This window comes from Herbidospora mongoliensis (assembly GCF_001570545.1).
GTDB lineage: Bacteria > Actinomycetota > Actinomycetes > Streptosporangiales > Streptosporangiaceae > Herbidospora > Herbidospora mongoliensis.
In genome coordinates, this window is sequence record NZ_BBXD01000022.1 from 90,531 (window position 1) to 112,169 (window position 21,639).

Annotated in this window: 25 protein-coding genes; 22 read left to right on the forward strand and 3 right to left on the reverse strand. The window is 68.7% G+C overall.

Annotated elements, in window-relative coordinates; genetic code table 11:
- Positions 1-175: 175 nt before the first annotated feature.
- From rpmE to AW272_RS32335, 18 genes are all read left to right on the forward strand, one after another.
- Entirely contained in the window at positions 176-394 is a 219-nt protein-coding gene (rpmE, locus tag AW272_RS32250) for a 50S ribosomal protein L31 (protein ID WP_066373242.1), read from the forward strand.
- A gap of 111 nt (positions 395-505) precedes the next feature.
- The gene (gene prfA, locus AW272_RS32255) at positions 506-1,555 is read left to right on the forward strand and encodes a peptide chain release factor 1 (protein WP_066373244.1); all 1,050 of its coding nucleotides are present in this window, start codon (positions 506-508) and stop codon (positions 1,553-1,555) included.
- Positions 1,556-1,559: 4 nt separating this feature from the next.
- On the forward strand, positions 1,560-2,414 hold the full coding sequence (gene prmC / locus AW272_RS32260) for a peptide chain release factor N(5)-glutamine methyltransferase (protein WP_066373249.1): 855 nt from the start codon (positions 1,560-1,562) through the stop codon (positions 2,412-2,414).
- A 15-nt stretch (positions 2,415-2,429) separates the two neighbouring features.
- Positions 2,430-3,077, forward strand: a complete 648-nt coding sequence (locus AW272_RS32265; protein ID WP_066373251.1) for an L-threonylcarbamoyladenylate synthase — start codon at positions 2,430-2,432, stop codon at positions 3,075-3,077.
- An 86-nt stretch (positions 3,078-3,163) separates the two neighbouring features.
- Positions 3,164-5,773 (forward strand): dermokine domain-containing protein, encoded by a 2,610-nt coding sequence (locus AW272_RS32270; RefSeq protein ID WP_066373252.1) that lies wholly within the window; start codon positions 3,164-3,166, stop codon positions 5,771-5,773.
- Between the two features lie 12 nt (positions 5,774-5,785).
- On the forward strand, positions 5,786-6,172 hold the full coding sequence (locus tag AW272_RS32275; protein WP_066373607.1) for a hypothetical protein: 387 nt from the start codon (positions 5,786-5,788) through the stop codon (positions 6,170-6,172).
- Between the two features lie 56 nt (positions 6,173-6,228).
- Complete coding sequence (locus tag AW272_RS32280) at positions 6,229-7,392, forward strand: glycosyltransferase family 4 protein (protein ID WP_066373253.1); 1,164 nt, start codon at positions 6,229-6,231, stop codon at positions 7,390-7,392.
- Positions 7,393-7,510: 118 nt separating this feature from the next.
- Entirely contained in the window at positions 7,511-7,930 is a 420-nt protein-coding gene (locus tag AW272_RS32285) for a Cg1360 family ATP-synthase-associated protein (RefSeq protein ID WP_066373256.1), read from the forward strand.
- Positions 7,931-7,957: 27 nt separating this feature from the next.
- On the forward strand, positions 7,958-8,197 hold the full coding sequence (locus tag AW272_RS32290; protein ID WP_245657839.1) for a hypothetical protein: 240 nt from the start codon (positions 7,958-7,960) through the stop codon (positions 8,195-8,197).
- A gap of 61 nt (positions 8,198-8,258) precedes the next feature.
- A complete protein-coding gene (gene atpB, locus AW272_RS32295; RefSeq protein ID WP_066373258.1) occupies positions 8,259-9,053 on the forward strand; it encodes a F0F1 ATP synthase subunit A in 795 nt (264 codons plus the stop codon).
- Between the two features lie 68 nt (positions 9,054-9,121).
- Complete coding sequence (atpE, locus tag AW272_RS32300; RefSeq protein WP_066373262.1) at positions 9,122-9,352, forward strand: ATP synthase F0 subunit C; 231 nt, start codon at positions 9,122-9,124, stop codon at positions 9,350-9,352.
- Between the two features lie 32 nt (positions 9,353-9,384).
- Positions 9,385-9,930 carry a F0F1 ATP synthase subunit B gene (locus AW272_RS32305; protein WP_066373263.1) on the forward strand — a complete coding sequence of 182 codons (546 nt, stop codon included), beginning with the start codon at positions 9,385-9,387 and terminating at the stop codon, positions 9,928-9,930.
- On the forward strand, positions 9,930-10,733 hold the full coding sequence (locus AW272_RS32310; protein ID WP_066373266.1) for a F0F1 ATP synthase subunit delta: 804 nt from the start codon (positions 9,930-9,932) through the stop codon (positions 10,731-10,733). Before AW272_RS32305 ends, AW272_RS32310 begins: the two co-directional genes overlap by 1 nt.
- Before the next feature lie 22 nt (positions 10,734-10,755).
- A complete protein-coding gene (gene atpA, locus AW272_RS32315; RefSeq protein ID WP_066373268.1) occupies positions 10,756-12,405 on the forward strand; it encodes a F0F1 ATP synthase subunit alpha in 1,650 nt (549 codons plus the stop codon).
- Positions 12,406-12,408: 3 nt separating this feature from the next.
- A complete protein-coding gene (locus AW272_RS32320; protein ID WP_066373270.1) occupies positions 12,409-13,311 on the forward strand; it encodes a F0F1 ATP synthase subunit gamma in 903 nt (300 codons plus the stop codon).
- 1 nt (position 13,312) lies between these two features.
- The gene (atpD, locus tag AW272_RS32325) at positions 13,313-14,752 is read left to right on the forward strand and encodes a F0F1 ATP synthase subunit beta (protein WP_066373274.1); all 1,440 of its coding nucleotides are present in this window, start codon (positions 13,313-13,315) and stop codon (positions 14,750-14,752) included.
- Positions 14,753-14,806: 54 nt separating this feature from the next.
- Positions 14,807-15,208, forward strand: a complete 402-nt coding sequence (locus AW272_RS32330) for a F0F1 ATP synthase subunit epsilon (protein ID WP_066373275.1) — start codon at positions 14,807-14,809, stop codon at positions 15,206-15,208.
- Between the two features lie 20 nt (positions 15,209-15,228).
- Positions 15,229-15,606 (forward strand): DUF2550 domain-containing protein, encoded by a 378-nt coding sequence (locus AW272_RS32335; RefSeq protein ID WP_245657840.1) that lies wholly within the window; start codon positions 15,229-15,231, stop codon positions 15,604-15,606.
- Position 15,607: 1 nt separating this feature from the next.
- Here the strand turns inward: AW272_RS32335 and AW272_RS46135 are convergent, their stop codons facing one another.
- A complete protein-coding gene (locus AW272_RS46135) occupies positions 15,608-17,464 on the reverse strand; it encodes a DUF6596 domain-containing protein (protein ID WP_066373279.1) in 1,857 nt (618 codons plus the stop codon).
- Positions 17,461-17,784: a YciI family protein gene (locus AW272_RS32345; RefSeq protein ID WP_066373282.1), complete on the reverse strand. Its 324-nt coding sequence runs from the start codon at positions 17,782-17,784 to the stop codon at positions 17,461-17,463. Before AW272_RS32345 ends, AW272_RS46135 begins: the two co-directional genes overlap by 4 nt.
- 136 nt (positions 17,785-17,920) lie before the next feature.
- On the opposite strand from AW272_RS32345, the gene AW272_RS32350 reads away from it, so the two are divergent.
- Both AW272_RS32350 and AW272_RS32355 read left to right on the forward strand, forming a co-directional pair.
- Positions 17,921-18,553, forward strand: coding sequence for a DUF998 domain-containing protein (locus AW272_RS32350; RefSeq protein ID WP_066373283.1), 633 nt, complete (start codon positions 17,921-17,923; stop codon positions 18,551-18,553).
- A 31-nt stretch (positions 18,554-18,584) separates the two neighbouring features.
- On the forward strand, positions 18,585-18,929 hold the full coding sequence (locus tag AW272_RS32355) for a DUF1801 domain-containing protein (RefSeq protein WP_066373285.1): 345 nt from the start codon (positions 18,585-18,587) through the stop codon (positions 18,927-18,929).
- Positions 18,930-18,938: 9 nt separating this feature from the next.
- On the opposite strand, the gene AW272_RS32360 is transcribed toward AW272_RS32355, so the two are convergent.
- Positions 18,939-19,526, reverse strand: a complete 588-nt coding sequence (locus tag AW272_RS32360) for a cob(I)yrinic acid a,c-diamide adenosyltransferase (protein WP_066373287.1) — start codon at positions 19,524-19,526, stop codon at positions 18,939-18,941.
- Positions 19,527-19,639: 113 nt separating this feature from the next.
- On the opposite strand from AW272_RS32360, the gene AW272_RS32365 reads away from it, so the two are divergent.
- Together AW272_RS32365 and AW272_RS32370 are read left to right on the forward strand one after the other, a co-directional pair.
- Positions 19,640-20,518 (forward strand): ABC transporter ATP-binding protein, encoded by an 879-nt coding sequence (locus tag AW272_RS32365; RefSeq protein ID WP_066373289.1) that lies wholly within the window; start codon positions 19,640-19,642, stop codon positions 20,516-20,518.
- A complete protein-coding gene (locus AW272_RS32370; protein WP_066373291.1) occupies positions 20,515-21,624 on the forward strand; it encodes an ABC transporter permease in 1,110 nt (369 codons plus the stop codon). Before AW272_RS32365 ends, AW272_RS32370 begins: the two co-directional genes overlap by 4 nt.
- Positions 21,625-21,639: the final 15 nt, after the last annotated feature.

Genomic DNA, 21,639 nt, shown 5'->3' on the forward strand with positions numbered 1-21,639 from the left:
TTCCCAGGCATCGTCCAGGATCGCCCCCGGGAATACGCGATGGCCTGGGAAGGTTCTGCGGTCTGGCACACTGGTAGCCGAACCGTTGTGGTTCCGGTTCCCGCCCCCTGGTTCCCGAGACGAGAACCAGGCTGACAGAGCGACCCGGCGACCGCGCCCCGGAGAGGAAAAGGTTATGAAAGCCGACATCCACCCCACGTATTCCGTCACCAATGTGACGTGTTCGTGCGGTAACACGTTCACCACGCGCAGCACCGCCAAGAACGGCAGCATCCACGCTGACGTCTGCTCGGCCTGCCACCCGTTCTACACGGGCAAGCAGAAGATCCTGGACACGGGCGGCCGCGTGGCGCGCTTCGAGGCCCGGTTCGGCAAGAAGCCCGCGGGCAAGTAGCTCCTTCCCCGACGCCGGCTCGGAACCGTCCTCCTCATGGGGTGGGCGCGCCCGGGTCGGCGTTCGTGGTGAAAGGGCCTACTCGATTCAACTTGCAGGAGGGGACGCGCGGTGAACCTCGACGAACTCATCAGTGAATACGCCGATCTCGAGCACAAGCTCGCCGATCCGGCCGTGCACGCCGACCAGTCGAAGGCCAGGCAGTTCGGGAAGCGTTACGCCCAGCTCACGCCGATCGTCGGCACCTACCGAGAGCTCGGCCAGGTGCGCGACGACATCAAGGCCGCCCGCGAACTCGCAAGTGAAGACTCGTCGTTCGCCGAGGAGGCGGCCGAGCTCGAGGCCCGCGTCCCCGCGCTGGAAGACCGGCTGCGCCACCTGCTGGTGCCCCGCGACCCCAACGACGACAAAGACATCATCATGGAGATCAAGGCGGGCGAAGGCGGCCAGGAGTCCATGCTCTTCGCCGGCGACCTCCTGCGCATGTACCTGCGGTTCTCCGAGCGGGCCGGCTACAAGGCCGAGATCATCGACGCGCAATACTCCGACCTGGGCGGATACAAAGACGTCACGGTCGCCATCAAGGGGCGCGACGGCGCCTGGGGGCGGCTGAAGTTCGAGGGCGGCGTCCACCGGGTGCAGCGGGTGCCGGCGACCGAGTCGCAGGGCCGCATCCACACCTCGGCCGCCGGGGTGCTCGTCTACCCCGAGGCGGAAGAGGTCGACGTCCAGATCGACCAGAACGACCTGCGCATCGACGTCTACCGCTCCAGCGGTCCCGGCGGCCAGAGCGTCAACACGACCGACTCGGCGGTGCGCATCACCCACATCCCGACCGGCGTCGTGGTCTCGTGCCAGAACGAGAAGAGCCAGCTCCAGAACAAGGAGTCGGCGATGCGCATCCTCCGCGCCCGGCTGCAGGCCATCGCCGAGGAAGAGGCCAACGCCGCCGCGATGGCCGAGCGCAAGTCGCAGGTGAGAACCGTGGACCGGTCCGAGCGGGTACGTACCTACAACTATCCCGAGAACCGGATCTCCGACCACCGCGTCGGGTTCAAGGCCTACAACCTCGACCAGGTGCTCGACGGCGATCTCGACGCGGTCATCCAGGCCCTGCTCGACGCCGAACTGGCAGAGAAGCTCGCCGCCGCGTCGACCTGAGCCGATGACCTTCCTCCTGGACGAGATAGCGCTGGCCACCGCCCGGCTCGCCGAGGCAGGTGTCCCGTCACCGCGCGCCGACGCCGAGGAGATCGCGGCATTCGTCCACGGCGTGACCCGCGGCACCCTCCACACGGTGAAGGACTCCGAGTTCGACGCACTCTTCTGGGAGGGCGTCTCCAGGCGGGAGTCCCGCGAGCCGCTTCAGCACATCACCGGCCGCGCCTTCTTCCGCTACCTGTCTCTCGAGGTCGGCCCCGGGGTGTTCATCCCCAGGCCCGAGACCGAGGTCGTCGTCGGCTGGGCCATCGACCGCCTCAACGAGATGGACGTCGCCTCGCCGATCGTGGTCGACCTCGGCACCGGCTCCGGCGCGATCGCACTGTCGATCGCCCAGGAGGTCGCGCTCGCGCAGGTCCACGCCGTGGAGATCGACCCGGCCGCCTACCGCTGGGCCAAGCGCAACATCCTCGAACACGGCCAGGGCCGCACCTCCCTCCATCCTGAAGACCTGTCCGACTGCCTTCACGAGCTCGAAGGCCAGGTCGACCTCGTCATCAGCAACCCGCCCTACATTCCCCCGGGGGCGGTGCCCCGCGACCCCGAGGTACGCGACTACGATCCCCGCCGGGCCCTTTTCGGGTCCGGCGACGACGGCCTGGGAGAGGTCCGGGCGGTCGAACGCACGGCCGCGCGGCTCCTGCGGCCGGGCGGCCTGGTCGCGGTGGAACACGCCGACGAGCAGGGCAACGCGGTCTACTGGTTGTTCCCCGAGAGCAACGGCTGGCGCGACGCCCGCCTGCGCCAGGATCTGACCGGCCGCGACCGTTTCGTGACGGCCAAGCTCGGCCTGGAATAGCAAGGGAGATCACACATGACCCGCCGATACCTCTGCTCCAACCCCGGCGAGCGCGAGTCGGGCCTCATCGACGCCGCGTCGGTCATCAGAGCGGGCGACCTGATCGTGCTCCCGACCGACACCGTCTACGGCATCGGCGCCGACGCCTTCACCCCGTCGGCCGTCTCCGCGCTGCTGACCGCCAAGGGCCGCGGCTCCGACATGCCGGTGCCGGTCCTCGTCGGCACCGTCCGGGCCGCCGGCGCGCTCACCGAGTCGCTCGGCGCCCACGGCCAGGACCTGATCGACGCCTTCTGGCCGGGCCCGCTGACCCTCATCTTCAAGGTCAACCGCTCGCTCCAGTGGGACCTCGGCGAGACCAAGGGCACCGTGGCCATCCGCATGCCGCTCCACCCGGTCGCCCTCGACCTGCTCAAGGAGACCGGCCCGATGGCCGTCTCCAGCGCCAACCGGTCGGGCAACCCGCCCGCCACCACGGCGGCGGAGGCCGAGGAGCAGCTGGGCCAGTCGGTGGCCGTCTACCTCGACGGCGGGCCGTGCGCCGACACCACCCCGTCGACGATCCTCGACCTGACCACCTCGGTGCCGAGGGTGCTCCGCAAGGGCGGCGTCCCGGTCGACAAACTGCGGGGCGTCGTGGGCTACCTGGCGACCGAAGAGTAGATCCATACCCTCTGGCTATCGCACCAGACGGGCCGGGGTGCCGAGGCCTAGCGTGAGTGAGGTTTTCGACCCCGGGAGGCCCACGCATGCCCAAGATCGATGGGATGGACCCCAAGCTGGTCCGCGACCTCCTCGCCGAGCTGGGACGCGCGGCGAAGGAGATGGAGTCCATCGAGGCCGCGGTGACCACCAGGGTCCGTAACGCAGGCGTGCCGGCTGCGGTGACCTACCGCCCGTCGGCGGTGGCCGACGCCATCGTCGAGATGGACAAGGACATCACCGCCCGCCTGACCCTGCTGGAGAAACGCGAACGCGACCCCAACCCCCGGCCCACGGCCGCCGGCGATGAGACCCCTGCCACCAAGCCGGTCCCGAAGCCCGCCCCCGAGCCCGCCGGCGGCACGGAACCCCCCAAGCCGACCTCGGGTGACACCGACCCCCCGAAGCCGACCTCCGGCGACACTGAGCCCCCGAAGAAGACCACCGGCGAGACGGATCCCCCGAAGCCGACGGCGAACGACACCGAGCCTCCGAAGAAGAGCGACACGGAGACGGATCCCCCGAAGCCGACCGCGAACGACACCGAGCCTCCGAAGAAGAGCGACACGGAGACGGACCCTCCCAAAAAGAGCGACACCGAGACGGACCCGCCGAAGAAGAGCGACACCGAAACAGATCCACCCAAGAAGAGCGAGGGCGAGACGCCCCCTCCGAAGGGCGAGTCCCCGGCTCCGCAGAAGGAGCCGATCGACACCCCGAAGAAAGATCACCCCGACGACATCGACCAGACCAGGGGCCGGATCGAGATCAACGTCGACGGCACCAAGGTGGTCTCCCAACCGCTCAACCTGCCCGACGACGTCTACCTGGTCCCGCTCGACAAGGACATCGACACCGTCCGCCCGGTCGACACCCCCGGTCAATCCGCCGGTACGCCGTCCTCCACCGGCCCCCAGCCCGACGGCAAACCGGGCTACGTCGAACCGCTGGAACCGACGGCCAAACAACCCGCGCCCCAGCCGGGCCTCGCTCCGGGCGACCCCATGGGCGAATACGTCGGCACCCCCGCCGACAACCTGACCGAAGACCCCTACCTCAAGAGCAACCCGGCCGCCGCCCCACCCGCGAACCAACCGGGCCTGGCCCCGGGCGACCCCAATGGCGCTTATGTGGGCACCGCTGCCGACAACGTGACCGAGGATCCGTTCCTCAAGGACAATCCGGTCACTCAGCCTGCGCCGCAGCCCGGTCTGGCGCCGGGCGATCCCAACGGCGCCTATGTGGGCACTCCGGCCGACAACCTGACCGACGACCCCTACCTCCAGGGCAATCCGACCAACACGCTGCCCGAGGACACGGTCCTGACCACTGCCTCGGGTTCGGACGTTGCGCCGGTGATCCAGGCCGAGGTGCCGACAGGGGGCGGCGAGGTCATCGACCCGAAGGCCCTGGCCGCCGCCCAGCCCGGCGACGTGCTGTCGGCTCCGGCCAACCCGATCTCCGACCAAGCCCTCGGCGGACTGCTCACTTTCGACGACCAGATCGCTCCTCAGGGGATGCCGACGGTCACCGATGGAGGCGCGGGCTCGGCATCGGGCGCTGACGGAAACCCGTCCACGACCGGAGGGAACCAACAGCCCGGCGGCAGCTATCAGCAGACCGGGAACGGGGGCACCCCGAACGGTCAGTCGGCCGCGGGCGGGGGTGACGCGGGCAGTTCGCAGGGCGGCGACGACGACGGCAAGTGTGGTCCGCAGGGCGGTGCCGATCCAGCGGCGAATGGTTCAACCACTGGCCAGCAGGGGTCCGCCAACAGTCAGAGCGGGCTCTCCACCGGACCGACCATGGCCCACTACGGTCCAGCCGACCTGTCGGCCGACGGCCAGGCCGGTTCAGCTGGTCAGGCGAGTTCCGGCGATCAGGCAGGTTCCGCAGGTCAGAGCGGTTCCGCAGGTCAGGCCGGTGCTGAAGTCGATCCCAGGAGGCTGGCCGCCGAGTTGGCCGGTGATGTTCTCTACACCCCTGCGGATCCCATCTCCGACCAGGCTCTCGGTGCTCTGCTGGACTTCGATGATCAGATCGGGCCGCAGGAGATGCCGTCCATGACCACGGGTGGTTCCGGTTCGGAGGGCGGCCCGGCTCAGGGCCCGTCTGGAAGTGGTTCAGACCAATCCGCTGGTCAGGCCGGTGCTGAAGTCGATCCCAGGAGGCTGGCCGCCGAGCAGGCCGGTGCTGAAGTCGATCCCAGGAGGCTGGCCGCCGAGCAGGCCGGTGATGTTCTCTACACCCCCGCGAACCCCATCTCCGACCAGGCCTTCGGTGCTCTGCTGGACTTCGATGATCAGATCGGGCCGCAGGAGATGCCGTCCATGACCACGGGTGGTTCCGGTTCGGAGGGCGGCCCGGCTCAGGGCCCGTCTGGAAGTGGTTCAGACCAATCCGCCGGTCAGGCCGGTGCTGAAGTCGATCCCAAGAGGCTGGCCGCCGAGCAGCCCGGTGATGTTCTCTCCGCGCCCGCGAAGCCCGTCTCCGATGAGGCCATCGCCGCGTTGATGAAGATCCACGGGCAGATCGAACCGATGGACATGCCGAGTGTCTCCGTACCCGAAGGGGAGTGGGGCACCGGTGAATGGGTGCCCATGGACGTCAAGCCCGACGGCCCCGCCGGGTCCGTCGCTCCCGGCCAGCCCACGTAAGGAGATGTGATCGTGAGTTATGCCGACCCGCCCGCGCCCCGGCGGTTGCAGCCGGGGGAGACGCCGCCCGCGGCGTCGGGGAACGCGCTGCTCGTGCCGGGTGGCCAGGCGACGGCCTGGGTGTTCAATCCCGAATACGAGCGTCTGGTCACCCTCTGGGACTCGGTCATGCCGGAGATGCGGAAGATCTCGGAGCTGCTCGAACAGCCGTACACGATGGCTCGGAGCACCGACACCTGGAACGCCGCGGTGGCTCAGCGCTACATCGAGAAGATCTCCGAGTGGCGCACCCGCCTCGGGCTCTACCGGCAGGCCGTGCTGACCGCGATCAGTGACGAGGCCGCGGACACCCCGCGATGGGTGCCGAGCACGAGCGGCGCGCCGCACGCCTACTCCTGAACCTGCGCTAGCGTCGGACCGTCTCGACTGGTCCGTTGATCCGGGAAACTGGTGCCGTGCGCGAATATTTCTTCGTGGCCCTCGTCACGGCCGTTGTCACCTATCTGCTGGTGCCTCCGGTCCGGGCCTTCGCGCTGCGCATCGGCGCCGCTCCCGAGGTCAGGGAGCGCGATGTGCACAAGGTGCCGACGCCCCGGCTCGGTGGCCTGGCGATGTTCGGCGGCATGGCCGCCGGGCTGCTGGCGGCCTCCCACCTGCCGTGGGTGGGTTCCGCGCTGGTCGGCGAACAGTCGGGCCAGACCACGAGCGCGCTGCTCGCCGCCGGCGGGCTGATCGTGGTGACCGGCTTCCTCGACGACTGGCTGGGCATGGACGCCCTGGTCAAGCTGGGCGGCCAGGTCGCCGCCGGTGGCCTGCTGGTCTACTACGGGGTGTCGCTCCGGTCGCTGCCGTTGCCCGAGAGCATGGGCGGCAACGTCTTCCTCGACTCGAACCTCCAGGCCGTGATGACGATCCTGGTCGTGGTGGTCGCCATCAACGCGGTCAACTTCGTCGACGGGCTCGACGGCCTGGCGGCCGGCATCGTCGGCATCGCGGCCATGGCCACATTGGTCTACTCCATGGTTCTGTCGCAGGACCAGCAGCAGACCCGCATCAACCTGACCGCCGTGGTCGCGGCCCTGCTGGTCGGCATGTGCCTGGGCTTCCTGCCGCACAACTTCAACCCGGCCAAGATCTTCATGGGTGACACCGGCTCGATGCTGATCGGGCTGGTCCTGGCCACCTCGCTGGTGACCATCACCTCGTCGGTGCCGACGACGGCGCTCGACGTGAACCGGTTCGCGCTGGTGCTGCCGCTGTTGCCTCTCGCCGTGGTCGTCCTGCCGCTCACCGACCTGATCATGGCGGTGATCCGGCGGACGAGCGAGGGTCTGTCGCCGTTCTCGCCCGACCGGGGGCACCTGCACCACCGGCTGCTCGACATCGGTCACTCCCACCGGCGGAGCGTCCTGATCATGTACGCGTGGACGTTCATCTTCGCGTTCACGATCGTGGGGCTGTCTCTCGAAGGGGTGCCGCTCATCCTGTTCCCGCTGATCAGCGTGGTCGCGATCGCGGTGCTGGTGGTGCTGTCGAGGCCCAAGGGGCGCAAGGGGGCGCACGCCGCGGGGGCTCCCGACGAGCCGTCCGCGAGCAAGTCTCGTGCGACAACTGGGTGAATTCGCCGCGAAAAGCCAGGTAAAGCCCGTGACGTGGAGCTTGTGATAGCTTTCACTAACAGCAACCCGTAGCCTGGGCGAAGCAAACGCTCGGTTGACAACATGTTCTGGAGTCGTCATGCAGGCCAACGACGTGCGCGTTCTCAAGGGCGCCGCCGTGCCAACGGTGGCGGTCGGGTTGATCGCCGCCATCGTCGCGGCGATCCTCGCCGGATTCGAGGGTGCTCTCGGCTCCGTCATCGGGCTGGGCCTGGTGGCGATCTTCTTCACGGTCGGGCTGTTCGTGGTCACCTGGGCGGGCCGGATCTCGCCGATGGTCATGTTCACCGCCGCGGTTCTCAGCTATCTCGTCAAGGTGATCGCTATCATGATCACTCTTAGGGCATTCGAGACGACTACCGTCTTCGACCCCAAAGCGTTCGCTTGGAGCGTGATCGTCCTCACCGTTGTGTGGACTTTCGGCGAGATGCGGGGCTTCATGAAGCTGAAGCTCCTGTACGTCGAACCAGACTCCAAAGTTCCCGGTCAGGGGAACTGATGGGGTCCGATATGACTAGTCCTTGCGGTGCCTGCTATCGTCGTGCCCGCGATGGACGAGAAGCAGCGCAGGCCCGAGGACGACGGCCGCGACTTCGCCGACGCCGCCTGGTCAGTACCCAGCTATCTGCTGTCGGGAATGCTGCTTTGGGGCGGCTTCGGCTGGTTGCTGAGCCATTGGACAGGCGTGCACGCGTTCATCCCCATAGGTGTGGTTATCGGGGTCGGGCTGGCCTGCTGGCTGGTCTACCTCAAGCACGGCCGCTGAACGCGCCCGCACATGCTCTGATTCTTCCAATGATGGTCCACGACGTTGAAGGGAACGCCGCGTGACTACGCTGACGCTCCTCGCCGCTGATGGAGAATTCCAGGCTCCCGGGCCGGAGATCTTCGATTTCCCCCCTCTTTATGCTGGGGCGCCCGTCTGGCTCAACAAGCCCGTTCTCCTTGCGGTGCTCGGGGCCCTGATCGTCTGTGTGTTCGCCTGGACCGCTTTCGCGAAGCCGAAACTGGTGCCGCGTGGCGTTCAGAACATCGGTGAATACGGCTACACGTTCGTCCGTGACCAGTGTGCTCGCCCGTTCCTGGGCAAGGACGCCGAGCGCTGGATGCCGCTGCTGCTCTCGATCTTCATGCTGATCCTGCTGTGGAACTTCTTCGGTGTGATCCCGGTGCTGCAACTCCCGGTGAACTCGCACATCGCCTTCCCGATCATCTTCGCGGTCACCATCTACGTGATCAAGATCTACCTGGGCATCAAGCACCAGGGCGGCATCGGTTACTTCAAGAACATGATGTTCCCGCCCGGTCTGCCCAAGGCCGTCTACATCCTGATGGCGCCGCTGGAGCTCATCTCGAACCTCGTTCTCGCGCCGTTCACCCACGCGGTCCGACTGTTCGCGAACATGTTCGCCGGCCACCTCATCCTGGCCTTCTTCGCGAGCGTGGGCTTCCACTTCCTCTTCGAGCAGCTCACCCCGCTTGGTGCGCCGCTGGGTCTGGTCGGCTTCGTCATGACGACGCTGATGACCGGGTTCGAAATCTTCATCCAGTTCCTGCAGGCATTCCTCTTCACGATGCTGGCCGCGATGTACATCGGCGGCTCGCTGCACGCGGACCACTGAACCACCTACTGACGTAACCAGACCGGTGAGTAAGGAAGCTCGCCGGCCGACCAGTAAAGGAAACCGCAATGAGCGTTCTCGCTGAAGTCACCGGCAACATCGGCGCGATCGGTTACGGCCTCGCGGCGATCGGCCCCGGCATCGGCGTGGGCATCATCTTCGGCCAGGGTGTGCAGGCCATCGCCCGCCAGCCCGAGGCTTACGGCCTCATCCGCCAGAACATGCTGCTCGGCTTCGTTCTGACCGAGGCCCTCGCCCTGATCGGCCTTGTCGCGCCGTTCATCTACCCCAGCGCCTGACGCGTTATCCCATCTGACGGAAGGCTGCGCCCATGACACTGGCAGCTACGCTCCTGGCGGCGGAGGAGAACAACCCTCTCATTCCGCACACTTACGAGCTGGTCATCGGTGGCCTCGCGTTCCTCCTCGTCTTCGTCGTCGTCGGTAAGATCCTTACCCCGCGGATCCAGAAGACGCTGGCGGAGCGGACCGAGGCCATCGAAGGCGGCATCCAGAAGGCGGAGAACGCCCAGGCCGAGGCCCAGGCCGTGCTCCAGCAGTACCGCGACAAGCTCAACGAAGCCCGCCAGGAGGCAGCCCGCCTCCGGGAGGAAGCTCGTGAGCAGGGCGCGCAGATCAAGGCCGACCTCCGCGAGGAGGCCCAGACCGAGGCCCGGCGCATCGTCGAGGCCGCCCACGCTCAGATCGAGGCCGACAAGGCGCAGGCTCTCGCACAGCTGCGTGCCGAGATCGGCCGTCTTTCGACCGACCTCGCCGGTCGCATCGTCGGCGAGTCGCTCGAAGACGAGGCGCGCCAGCGTCGCGTCGTCGACCGGTTCCTCGAGGAGCTCGAGGGCTCCGGCACGGCGGTTCGCTGATGCGTGGCCTGAGCAGGACCTCTCTGGTCGAGGTCGAGGAGCGCTTCAACAGCGTGGCCGGGTCGGCTGACCTGGGCCCGCTGGCCGAAGAGCTCTTCGCGGTGGCCTCGCTGTTCGACCGGGAGCCCGGTCTGCGCCGCTCGCTCTCCGACCCCTCGCGTCCGGCCCAGGCGAAGGCCCAGGCCGTCCGCGCCCTCCTTGAGGGCCGGGTGTCGGCGGCGGCGCTGGAGACGACGGTGGCCGTGGTCGAGGCTAAGTGGTCGCGCGCCGGTGACCTCCCCGACGCCGTCGAACGGCTCGGTGTGATCGCGGCCGCGAGCGAGGCCGAAGGGGCCGGCCGTCTCGACGACGTCGAAGACGAGCTGTTCCGCTTCGGCCGGATCCTCGCGGCCAACCCCGACCTGCGCCGGGCGCTGGCCAATCCGGCCGCGACCGGCAAGGAGACGCTGCTTTCCGACCTGCTCGGGGCCAAGGTCGCCCCGACCACCCTGCGCCTCATCTCCCAGGTCGCCGCGCACCCGCGCGGACGTAGCCTGGAACGAGGGCTGGAGGAGTTCGGCCGCCTCGTCGCGCTGCAGCGGCAGCGTCTGGTGGCGGTCGTCACCAGCGCGGTGCTGCTGTCCGACGCGCAGAAGCAGCGCCTCGCCACCTGGTTGCGGGCCACCTACGGCCGTGACGTCCACCTGAACGTAGAGGTGGACCCGAAGGTGCTCGGTGGGTTCTCGATCAAGATCGGCGACGAGATCATCGACACCACCATCGCGACACGTATTGAAGAAGTCCGCCGCCGGTTGGCCGGCTAGGGCAATAGGGAGACAGGAAGAGATGGCGGAGCTGACGATCCGGCCGGACGAGATCCGGGACGCCCTTGAGCGCTTCGTCCAGGCGTACGAGCCGGAAGGCGCGGCACGTGAGGAGATCGGGACCGTCGTCGACTGTGGCGACGGTATCGCCCATGTCTCCGGCCTTCCCTCGACGATGGCGAACGAGCTGCTCGAGTTCGAGGACGGCACGCGTGGCCTGGCACTGAACCTGGATGTCCGGGAGATCGGTGTCGTTATTCTGGGTGACTTCAGCAAGGTGGAAGAGGGCCAGCAGGTGCGTCGCACCGGCCAGGTCCTCTCCGTACCGGTGGGCAACGGCTTCTTGGGCCGTGTTGTCGACCCGCTGGGCAACCCCCTTGACGGAAAGGGCGCCATCGAGGCCGAGGGCCGTCGTGCCCTCGAGACCCAGGCGCCGTCGGTCGTTCAGCGGCAGCCCGTGAAGCAGCCGCTGCAGACCGGCCTCAAGGCGATCGACGCGATGACCCCGATCGGCCGTGGCCAGCGACAGCTGATCATCGGCGACCGTGGCACCGGCAAGACGGCCATCGCGGTCGACACGATCCTCAACCAGAAGGAGAACTGGCTCTCCGGCGACCCCGACAAGCAGGTTCTCTGCGTCTACGTCGCCGTCGGCCAGAAGGGCTCGACGATCGCCCAGGTGAAGGGCCGCCTCGAAGAGGCCGGCGCGATGGAGTACACCACCATCGTGGCCGCTCCGGCGTCCGACGCCGCGGGCTTCAAGTACCTCGCCCCCTACACCGGTTCGGCCATCGGCCAGCACTGGATGTACCAGGGCAAGCACGTTCTCATCATCTTCGACGACCTGACCAAGCAGGCCGACGCCTACCGCGCGGTGTCGCTGCTGCTGCGCCGTCCGCCGGGCCGTGAGGCGTTCCCCGGTGACGTCTTCTACTTGCACTCGCGTCTGCTGGAGCGTTGCGCCAAGCTCTCGGCCGACATGGGTGGCGGCTCGATGACCGGTCTGCCGATCATCGAGACCAAGGGCAACGACGTCTCGGCGTTCATCCCGACCAACGTCATCTCCATCACCGACGGTCAGTGCTTCCTGGAGACCGACCTGTTCAACGCGGGCGTCCGCCCGGCGATCAACGTCGGTGTCTCGGTCTCCCGAGTCGGTGGCTCGGCCCAGATCAAGGCCATGCGCAAGGTCGCCGGCACGCTCCGGCTGTCCCTGTCGCAGTACCGCGACCTGGAGGCCTTCGCGGCCTTCGCGTCCGACCTCGACGCGGCCTCCCGCGCCCAGCTCGACCGCGGCGCCCGTCTGGTCGAACTGCTCAAGCAGAGTCAGTACAGCCCGTTCCCGGCCGAGAAGCAGGTCGTCTCGGTGTGGGCCGGCACCTCTGGCGGGCTCGACGACGTCCCGCTCGAGGACATCCGCCGCTTCGAGGCGGAGTTCCTCGACTACGTGAGCAGCACGGCCAAGGGCGTCTTCGACGGCATCCGGGAGACCGGCGAGCTGGGCGACGACGCGGTCACCGTCCTGAAGGACTCGATCACCGAGTTCAAGAAGGGCTTCACCACCTCGTCCGGTGACCTGCTGGTCAACGACGAGCCGGTGGCGCCGCTTCAGGGCGACAAGGTCGGCCAGGAGAAGATCGTCAAGCACGTCCGTACGGCCGAGAAGGAGTAGCGGATGGGCGCCCAGCTCAGACTGCTGCGGCGGCGGATCAAGTCGGTCAAGTCCACGGCGAAGATCACCCGCGCGCAGGAGCTCATCGCGTCCTCGCGCATCGTGAAGGCGCAGCAGCGGATGACCGCCGCCGTGCCGTACGAGCGCGAGATCACCCGCGCCGTCACCGGTGTGGTCAGCAACACCTCTTCTGTCGACCACCCGCTGACGGTGGCGAAGGAGAACCCGGCTCGAGCCGGCGTGCTGATCATCACCAGCGACAGCGGGTTCTGCGGCGGCTTCAACGCCAACCTCCTTCGTGAGGCCGAGGCGCTGCGCGGGTTGCTGGAATCACGTGGCATCCAGGTCACACCCTTCGTCTCCGGACGCAAGGGTGTGGGCTGGCACGCCTTCCGGCACCGTGAGATGGGCGGGCAGTGGGTGGGCTTCTCCCGCCGTCCGTCCTACGACGACGCCAAGGACATCGCCGACGCGCTGATCGAGTCGTTCAAGGCCGAAGACGGGATCGACGAGATCCACATCGTGTCGACCGAGTTCGTCTCGATGCTGACGCAGAACGTGGTGGTGAAGCGCATCCTGCCGCTGGAGGTCGTCGAGACGACCGAGGCGCCCAAGGACGGCCCGCTGCCCTACTTCGAGTTCGAGCCGTCGGCCGGTGCCGTCCTCGACTCACTGCTGCCGCGTTACGTGGAGTCGCGCATCTTCACCGCGCTGCTGCAGTCGGCCGCCTCGGAAGAGGCCGCCCGGCGCCGCGCCATGAAGTCCGCGACCGACAACGCCAACGAGCTCATCCGGGTTTTCACCCAGAAGATGAACCAGGTTCGTCAGGCGGAGATCACCCAGGAAATCAGCGAGATCGTCGGTGGCGCCAACGCGCTCGCCGACGCCGCCTCGGGGAAAGAGTGAAATGACCGCACAGACTGTTGAGACCGGCGTGGGCCGAGTCGCCCGTGTCACCGGTCCCGTCGTCGACGTGGAGTTCCCCGTCGAGGCGATGCCGGACATCTACAACGCGTTGAACGTCGACGTCACCCTCGAAGTCGACGGTGAGTCGCAGACCAAGACCCTGACGATGGAGGTCGCCCAGCACCTGGGTGACAACGTCGTCCGCGCCATCTCCATGCAGCCCACCGACGGCATGGTCCGCGGCGCGGCGGTCACCGACTCCGGCAAGCCGATCTCGGTGCCGGTCGGCGACGTCGTCAAGGGTCACGTGTGGAACGCCCTCGGCGAGTCGCTCGACGTGCCGACGGCCTCCCTCAAGATCACCGAGAAGTGGGGCATCCACCGCCCCTCCCCGGCGTTCGACCAGCTCGAGTCGCGCACCGAGATGCTGCCCACCGGCATCAAGGTCATCGACCTGCTCACCCCTTACGTCAAGGGCGGCAAGATCGGCCTGTTCGGCGGCGCGGGCGTCGGCAAGACGGTTCTCATCCAGGAGATGATCCGTCGAGTCGCGCTGAAGTTCTCGGGCACCTCGTGCTTCGCGGGCGTCGGCGAGCGCACCCGTGAGGGCAACGACCTCTGGCTGGAGATGGAGGAGGCCGGCGTCCTCAAGGACACCGCCCTCGTCTTCGGTCAGATGGACGAGCCCCCGGGCACCCGTCTGCGCGTGGCGCTGTCGGCGCTGACGATGGCGGAGTACTTCCGCGACGTGCAGAAGCAGGACGTGCTGCTGTTCATCGACAACATCTTCCGGTTCACCCAGGCGGGTTCCGAGGTGTCGACGCTGCTCGGCCGTATGCCCTCCGCCGTGGGTTACCAGCCCACGCTGGCCGACGAGATGGGTGTGCTCCAGGAGCGCATCACCTCGACGCGTGGTCACTCGATCACCTCGATGCAGGCGATCTACGTGCCCGCCGACGACATCACCGACCCGGCCCCGCACAACGCGTTCGCCCACCTCGACGCTCAGACGGTTCTGTCCCGTCCGATCTCCGAGAAGGGCATCTACCCGGCGGTCGACCCGCTCGACTCCACCTCCCGCATCCTCGACCCGATGATCGTCGGCGAGGAGCACTACGCGGTGGCCCAGGAGACGAAGCGGATTCTGCAGAAGTACAAGGAACTGCAGGACATCATCGCCATCCTCGGCATCGACGAACTGTCGGAAGAGGACAAGGTCACCGTTCAGCGGGCCCGCCGCATCGAGCGCTTCCTGTCCCACCCGATGTACGCCGCCACGGCCTTCACCGGCCAGGAGGGCGAGTTCGTCTCCCTCGACGAGACCATCGCCTCCTTCAAGGGCCTGTGCGCCGGCGACTACGACCACCTGCCCGAGCAGGCGTTCTTCATGGTCGGCGGCATCGAGCAGGCCGTCGCCAAGGCGAAGGAACTGACCCGCTAATCGGGCGACGCCGGCGCGGCCACCGGTCGCGCCGGCGCTGATGGAGGAGTGCTAGTGGCAAAGCTGCAGGTGGGCGTGGTCTCACCGGAGCGCGAGATCTGGTCTGGCGAAGCCGACATGGTGATTGCCAAGACCGTCGAGGGCGAGATCGGTATTATGCCGAACCATGCGCCCGTAATCGGCGTCCTCGTCGAGGGCGGCGTGCTTCGCGTCAAGCGCGGCGGCGACAATGATCTGGTGGCCGCCGTTCACGGTGGCTTCATCTCGGTCGCCGCCAACGAGGTGTCCATCCTCGCCGAAGCGGCCGAACTCGGTTCCGAGGTCGACGTCGCGGCGGCGAAGGACGCTCTCCAGCGGGCCCAGGCCGCGATCGAGGCCAGCCAGGACGACGCGGACGCCCAGTTGGAAGCCAAGCGCAACACGGCCCGCCTCCGGGCGGCCGGCGAAGAGGTCTGAGTTGTGAAGGAGGGGCAGCGGTGGAGCTACTCATAGGGTTGGCTCTGCTCGCTGCCCTGTTCTGTATTCGTGTCGTCGCCCTGGCCTCGCGCCGGGGCACGGTGGTCTGTCACGTACGGACCGGAACCCGGAAATGGCAGAGCGGAGTAGCCCGCTACGCCGGAGGAGAACTCCACTGGGTCCCTCTCGCCGGAATCCGACTGAGGCCGCGCCACGCGATAGCGAGGCGCGGCCTTGTTGTTTCCCGGCGCAGACCTCTCGAAGCGGGCGAGGGCCCCGAGGGCCACTGGATGGTCGAGGCCGGCCCGGTCAGCCTGGCCATGAGCGAAGACGCGCTGACGGGCTTCCTGGCGTGGCTGGAGTCGGCGCCTCCGAGCGCCCACCTCGACGCCCGCTGAGTCAGCGCAGGTCGCGCAGGGTGTGGCCGGTGGCCTGCTTGAAGAGGTATTCGGCGCGTTCGTAGGACAGTCGGCGCCGCCCGGTGTGCGGGCACAGGTCGTCATCGGCGGGCCTTCGGGCAGGGGCCGGTCGCCGGTCGGAGAGGAACAGCGGGCCCCGCGTGCGGTCCCCGACGAGCTCGGGCAGCAGCCGGGCCGTCCGCGACCGCCAGGAGACGCCGTTGCGCGCCCGCCGGTCGTCGAGGTCGAGGTCGTCGACGTTCAGGGCGAGCACCCTGCTGATGGGCGCCGAAGATTCGTACAGGAGAGACCACAGGGCTCGTTCACGCAACGAGAGGCCGGGGTGCTCCGGTGGCACGACCGGCCTGCGGGCCGAGGGCGGTTCCGCGCGGCGGGCCAGGTCACCGGTGAGTCCGGGCAGCTCCGCCCAGGTGGCGAACGAGCCGATCGCCGCCAGATGGCGGTTCCAGGTCCGGGCCGCCGCATCGCCCCACGCCGTGGTGACCACCCGGCTCACTTCGGCGGCGGTCACCGTCGCGAGCGGGGTGTGCGCGCCGAGGGCCAGCCGCAGGCGGTGCAGCGTCTGCCCGTAGGAGCGCGCGGTCGAGGGGGCGCGCCCGGTCAGGAACGCGTCGACGGCGGGGCCCAGGAGCACACCCGCGTCCTCTCCGGGCGGGATCGCGGCGGCGCGCCGTTCGAGGAAGGCCCGCTCGGCCGCGTTGTCGGCCAGCAGGGCGGCCCGCAGGAACTCCCGCCGCGCCTCGTCCGGGCGGCCGAGACGCAGCAGCAGGTCGGCGCGGACGCCCGGAAGCAGGTGGTAGTTCTGCAACGCAGGGTCGGTGGTCAGGCCGTCGGCCAGGTCGAGCCCCGCCTGCGGGCCGTGTGCCATGCCGAGAGCTACGGCCTGGTTCAGCCGCACGACCGGGGTCGGGGTCAGCCGCACGAGGATCTCGTAGAGCGCGGCGATCTGGGCCCAGTCGGTCTCCCCGGCGGTGCGCGCCTGCGCGTGGCAGACCGCGATGGCGGCCTGCACGAGGTAGGGCCCCGGCGGGCCGCCGAGTTCGCGGGCGCGCAGCATCGCGGTGAAGCCCCGGCGGATCCGTAGCTGATCCCAGCGGCCCCGGTTCTGCTCGTGCAGCGGGATCGGTTCGCCTGAGGGGCCGGTGCGGGCGTCCGAGCGTGAGGTCTGGATCTCCATGAGGGCCAGCAGGCCCAGCACCTCCGACTGAGGCGCGAGGTCGGCCAGCATGCCGCCGAGCCGCAGCGCCTCCAGGGTCAGGCCGGGGCGCATCAGGTCGTCGCCGGAGGCGGCCGCGTATCCCTCGTTGAAGATCAGGTAGATGACCTCCAGCACCGACGCGAGCCGGCCCGCCGCCTCGGACGCCTCGGGCAGGTCGAAGCCCACCCGGTTGTCGGCGAGGGTCCGCTTGGCGTCGGCGATGCGCCGGGCGACGACCTGCTCGCCGGTGAGGAAGGCGCGGGCGATCTCGGCCGTGCTGAGCCCGCCCAGCAGCTTCAGCGTGAGCGCCACCCGCGCCGGAGGCGGCAGCACCGGATGACACGACAGGAACATCAGCCGCAGCGTGTCGTCCTGCCGCGGTTCCTCATCGTGGGGTCTGAGGTCCTGAGCCAGCCGGTCGTGCCGCCGCTCCCGCCGGATGTGGTCGACGGCCCGGCGCCTGGCCACCGACATCAGCCAGGCGCCGGGATTGTCGGGCACCCCCTCGGCGGGCCACTGCTCCATCGCGGCGACCAGGGCGTCCTGGGCGAACTCCTCGGCCAGCCCGACGTCGCGGACCAGCCGGGTCAGCGCCGCGATGATCTTCGCGGACTCCAGTTTCCAGACGGCGTCGATCACAGGACTCTGCGGATCTCGCTCACCCCGTCGCCGACGATCCGGCGGAACCGGCGGGCCAGCTCCAGCATCTCCTCCTCGGAGCGCACCTCCACCAGGGCGAAGCCGACGACGGCCTCCTTGGCCTCGGTGAACGGCCCGTCCGTGACGGTGATCTCGGAGCCGGCGGAGGTCATCCGGACGCCGCCCGGCTCCAGCCCGCCGGTGGCCAGCAGGATGCCCTTGGCGCTCATCTCCTGGATGTAGGCGCCCATCTCGGCGAACAGCTTCTCGTCGGGGGCGGGGGTGTTCTCGTCGGCCAGGCTCATCAGCAGGTAACGCATCTCGGGTCTCTCCCTTGGTCGTTCGGTGTCTGTACTGGAACGTCGATCCTCGGATGTGACAGGGAACGGGGGTGTTCCCTGTCCTATCGCACATTCGACGTCAGAGCGAGAGACACCGACCAGAAAGAGGCCTCCGATGACCGCCGTCGCCGTCACCGCTCCGTCCACCACCCGCACGTTGCTCGTCTGCGCCGCCGTCGTCGGGCCGCTCTGGTCGGCGGTGTCGCTGACCCAGGCCGCCACCCGCGAGGGCTTCGACCTGACGCGCCACCCGCTCAGCCTGCTCAGCACCGGCTCCCTGGGCTGGCTGCAGATCGGCAACTTCGTGGTCGCCGGCCTCCTGATCCTCGCCGGGGCGGCCGGATTCCGCCGCGTGCTCGACAGCGCATGGGTGCCCCGGCTGGTCGCCGCCTCCGGCGCCGGGATGATCGCCGCCGGCGTCTTCACGATGGACCCGGGTGACGGCTTCCCCGTCGGCACCCCGGCCGGGCCGGGCACGCTCGGCCTGAGCGGCATCGGCCACATGGCCGCCGGGTCGATCACCTTCTTCGCCCTGATCGCCACCTGCTACGTCCTCGGACGGCACTTCTCCCGCGCCGGCGACCGCCGCGCCGCCGTCGCCTCCCGCGTCGCCGGGACGGCCCTGCTCGCGGGCGACCTCTGGGCGATGAGCGGAGGGAAGGCCGGTTCGCTGACCCTCGCCGTCGGGGCCATCAGCGCGATGCTCTGGGTCTCCTGGGTCGCCGCCCGCCATCTCCGCACCGTCTGACTCCGCACCCCATCTGAAAGGAACGAAGGACATGACCACGATCGACGAGTACGTCGCCACCCTGCCCGAGCTCCAGCGCGACCTGGCCCTGCGGCTGCTCCCACTGATCGAGACCGCGTTCCCCGGCGCCGGCGCCGTCTGGCACGGCCACCCGGTCTGGAGCCGCGGCGACCGTCCCGGCAAGGACCCTGTCTGCTTCATCAAGTCCTACCCGTCCCACCTGACCTTCGGCCTCTGGCACGGCCAGCGTGTCGCCGACCCCTCCGGCCGCCTCGCCCCGGGCAGCCGGGAGATGGCCTCGGTCAAACTCCGCGACCCCGGAGACCTCGACCCCGGCCTGTTCGGTGAGTGGCTCGCCCAGGCTGTCCGAACGTGACTACTGGCTCTAGCGGGTGCCGCCCGGCTTCCACAGGATCTCGTCGCCGTTCGAGGACACCCGGCACAGGATGAACAGCAGGTCGCTCAGCCGGTTCAGGTAGGTCGCCGTGAGGGGGTTCATGTCGCCGTGGACCTCCAGCGCCGCCCAGGTCGATCTTTCGGCGCGGCGGGTGACCGTGCGGGCCACGTGGAGCAGGGCGGTGCCGGCGGAGCCGCCCGGGAGGATGAACGACCGCAACGGCTTCAGGCGGGTGTTGAACTCGTCGCACTGTGATTCCAGCCAGTCCACGTACGACGCCTCGACCCGCAGGGGCGGGAACTCCGGGTCGTCGACGATCGGCGTGCACAGGTCGGCGCCCACGTCGAACAGCTCGTTCTGCACACGCAGCAGCACCGCGCCGATGTCCTCCGGCAGGCCGCCCATCGCCAGGGCGACGCCGATCGCCGCGTTGGCCTCGTCCACGTCGGCGTAGGCCGCCAGCCGGGGGTCGGTCTTGGGGGTCCGGCTCATGTCGCCCAGGGCCGTCGAGCCGTCGTCTCCCGTCCTGGTGTAGATCTTCGAAAGCACTACCGGCTGGTCGTTGTCGCGCGTCATACCGCCAAGCGTAGCCATGTGGCAAATGTCATACGGATCAGCTGCGGAATCCCCACCAAGCCGCTGATTTCCACGTCTACGCACCTTCGTCAAGTAAAGGAAAGATGGGGGTCATGTTGGAGATCAGGGGATTGAGGAAGACATTCGGGGCCGGCAAGGTCGCCCTCGACGGGGTGAGCTTCGCGGTCCCCGCCGGGCAGATGTTCGGCTTCGTCGGCGCCAACGGGGCCGGCAAGACGACGACGATGCGGATCGTCATGAAGGTCCTGGCGGCGGACGAGGGCGAGGTCATCTGGAACGGGCGGCCGCTGACGTTCACCGAGCGGCGGACCTTCGGATACATGCCGGAGGAGCGCGGGCTCTACCAGAAGATGCGGGTCGGGGAGCAGATCGACTACTTCGGCCGGCTGCACGGGCTGGACGCCGCCACGGTCGGCAAGTCGCGCGACGCGCTCGTCGAGCGGCTCGGGCTGACCGCGCGGGTCGGCGACACCGTCGAGTCGCTCTCTCTGGGCAACCAGCAGCGCGTCCAGCTCGCGGTGGCCCTCATCCACGATCCCGAGCTGCTCATCCTCGACGAGCCGTTCTCGGGGCTCGACCCGATCGCGGTCGACGTGCTGGCCGAGGTGCTGCACGAGCGGGCCCGGGGCGGGGTGCCCGTGATCTTCTCCAGTCACCAGCTCGAACTGGTCGAGCGGCTCTGCGACGCCGTCGGGATCGTCTCGGCCGGGCGCATGGTGGCCAGCGGGACCGTCGACGAGCTGCGCGACGCCGAGGGGCGGCGGCTGCGCGTCGTCGTCCGCGACGCGAAGCCCGGCTGGGCCGAGGGCCTGCCGGGAGAGCTGAGCAAAGACGGTGACCGCGACGTGCTGACGGTCGTCGGGGGCGATGACCAGACCGTGCTCAGGAAGGCCACGGAGGCCGGGCACGTCGAGTTCTTCGGCGTCGAGCGCCCCACCCTGGTCGAGATCTTCAGAGAGGCAGTGGCATGAGCGGTCTGTTGCTGGTGGCCGGGCGCGAGATCAGCACCCAGGTCAGGACCCGCGCGTTCGTGATCGGTCTGCTCGTCTCGGTGGTGCTGGTCGGCGGGCTCGCGTTCGCGCCCAAGCTGTTCGGCGGGCCGGACGAGTACAACCTGGGGCGGGTGGGCGGTCAGGAACTGGCCATCCAGGCGCTCGCCCCGGACGCGAAGATCACGTGGAAGACCTATCCGGACGAGAAGGCCGCCACCACGGCGGTGCTCGACGGTGACATCGACGTCGCCGTCGTCGACTCCAAGCGGGTGCTGACCAACGGCGAGATCGACGACCAGCTCGGGCTGATGCTGCAGAGCGCCAACCGGGAGGCGCAGATCGGCGCCGCCGGGGTGACCATCACGCCGCTGCAGGTGCAGTCGGTCGGGGCGGACACCCGCTACGAGTCGGCCCGGCAGGGCATCGCGACCGTGATCGTGCTGCTGCTGTTCTTCATGATCATAAGCGCGGTGATGACCGTCGCCATGGGCGTGGTCGAGGAGAAGGGCAGCCGGATCGTCGAGATCCTGCTCATCTCGATCCGGCCGTGGCAGCTGCTCGGCGGCAAGATCCTCGGGCTCGGCGTCGTCGGGTTCCTCAACCTGGTGGCGGTGGTGGCCGCCGGCCTCGTCGGGGCGTTCCTCTCCGGGTTCGCCGCCGACTTCCCGCCCGGCATGACGGGCATCGTGGTCAGCGCCGTCCTCTGGTGGATCCTCGGCTACGCCTTCTTCGCCGTCCTCGCCGGGTCGCTCGCGTCACTGGTGTCGCGGCAGGAGGAAGTCGGCAACGTGCTGCAGCCGATGATGCTGCTGTTCATGATCTCGTACGGTGTCTCGTTCTTCGCCTCCGCCAACCCCGACCACCCGGTCTCCGAGATCCTCTCGTTCGTGCCGCCGTTCTCCTCGATGGTCATGCCCGTGCGGATGGCCGCCTCGGAGGTGGCGATCTGGGAGGTGCTGCTGTCGGGCGCCCTGATGCTGGTCGCGGTCGCGGGCGTGCTGACGCTGGGCGGGCGCATCTACGAGCGGGCGGTGCTGCGCACCGGCAAGCGGGTGAAGGTTTCCGAGGTTCTCCGCACGAAGTGACCGACCTAGGATGGG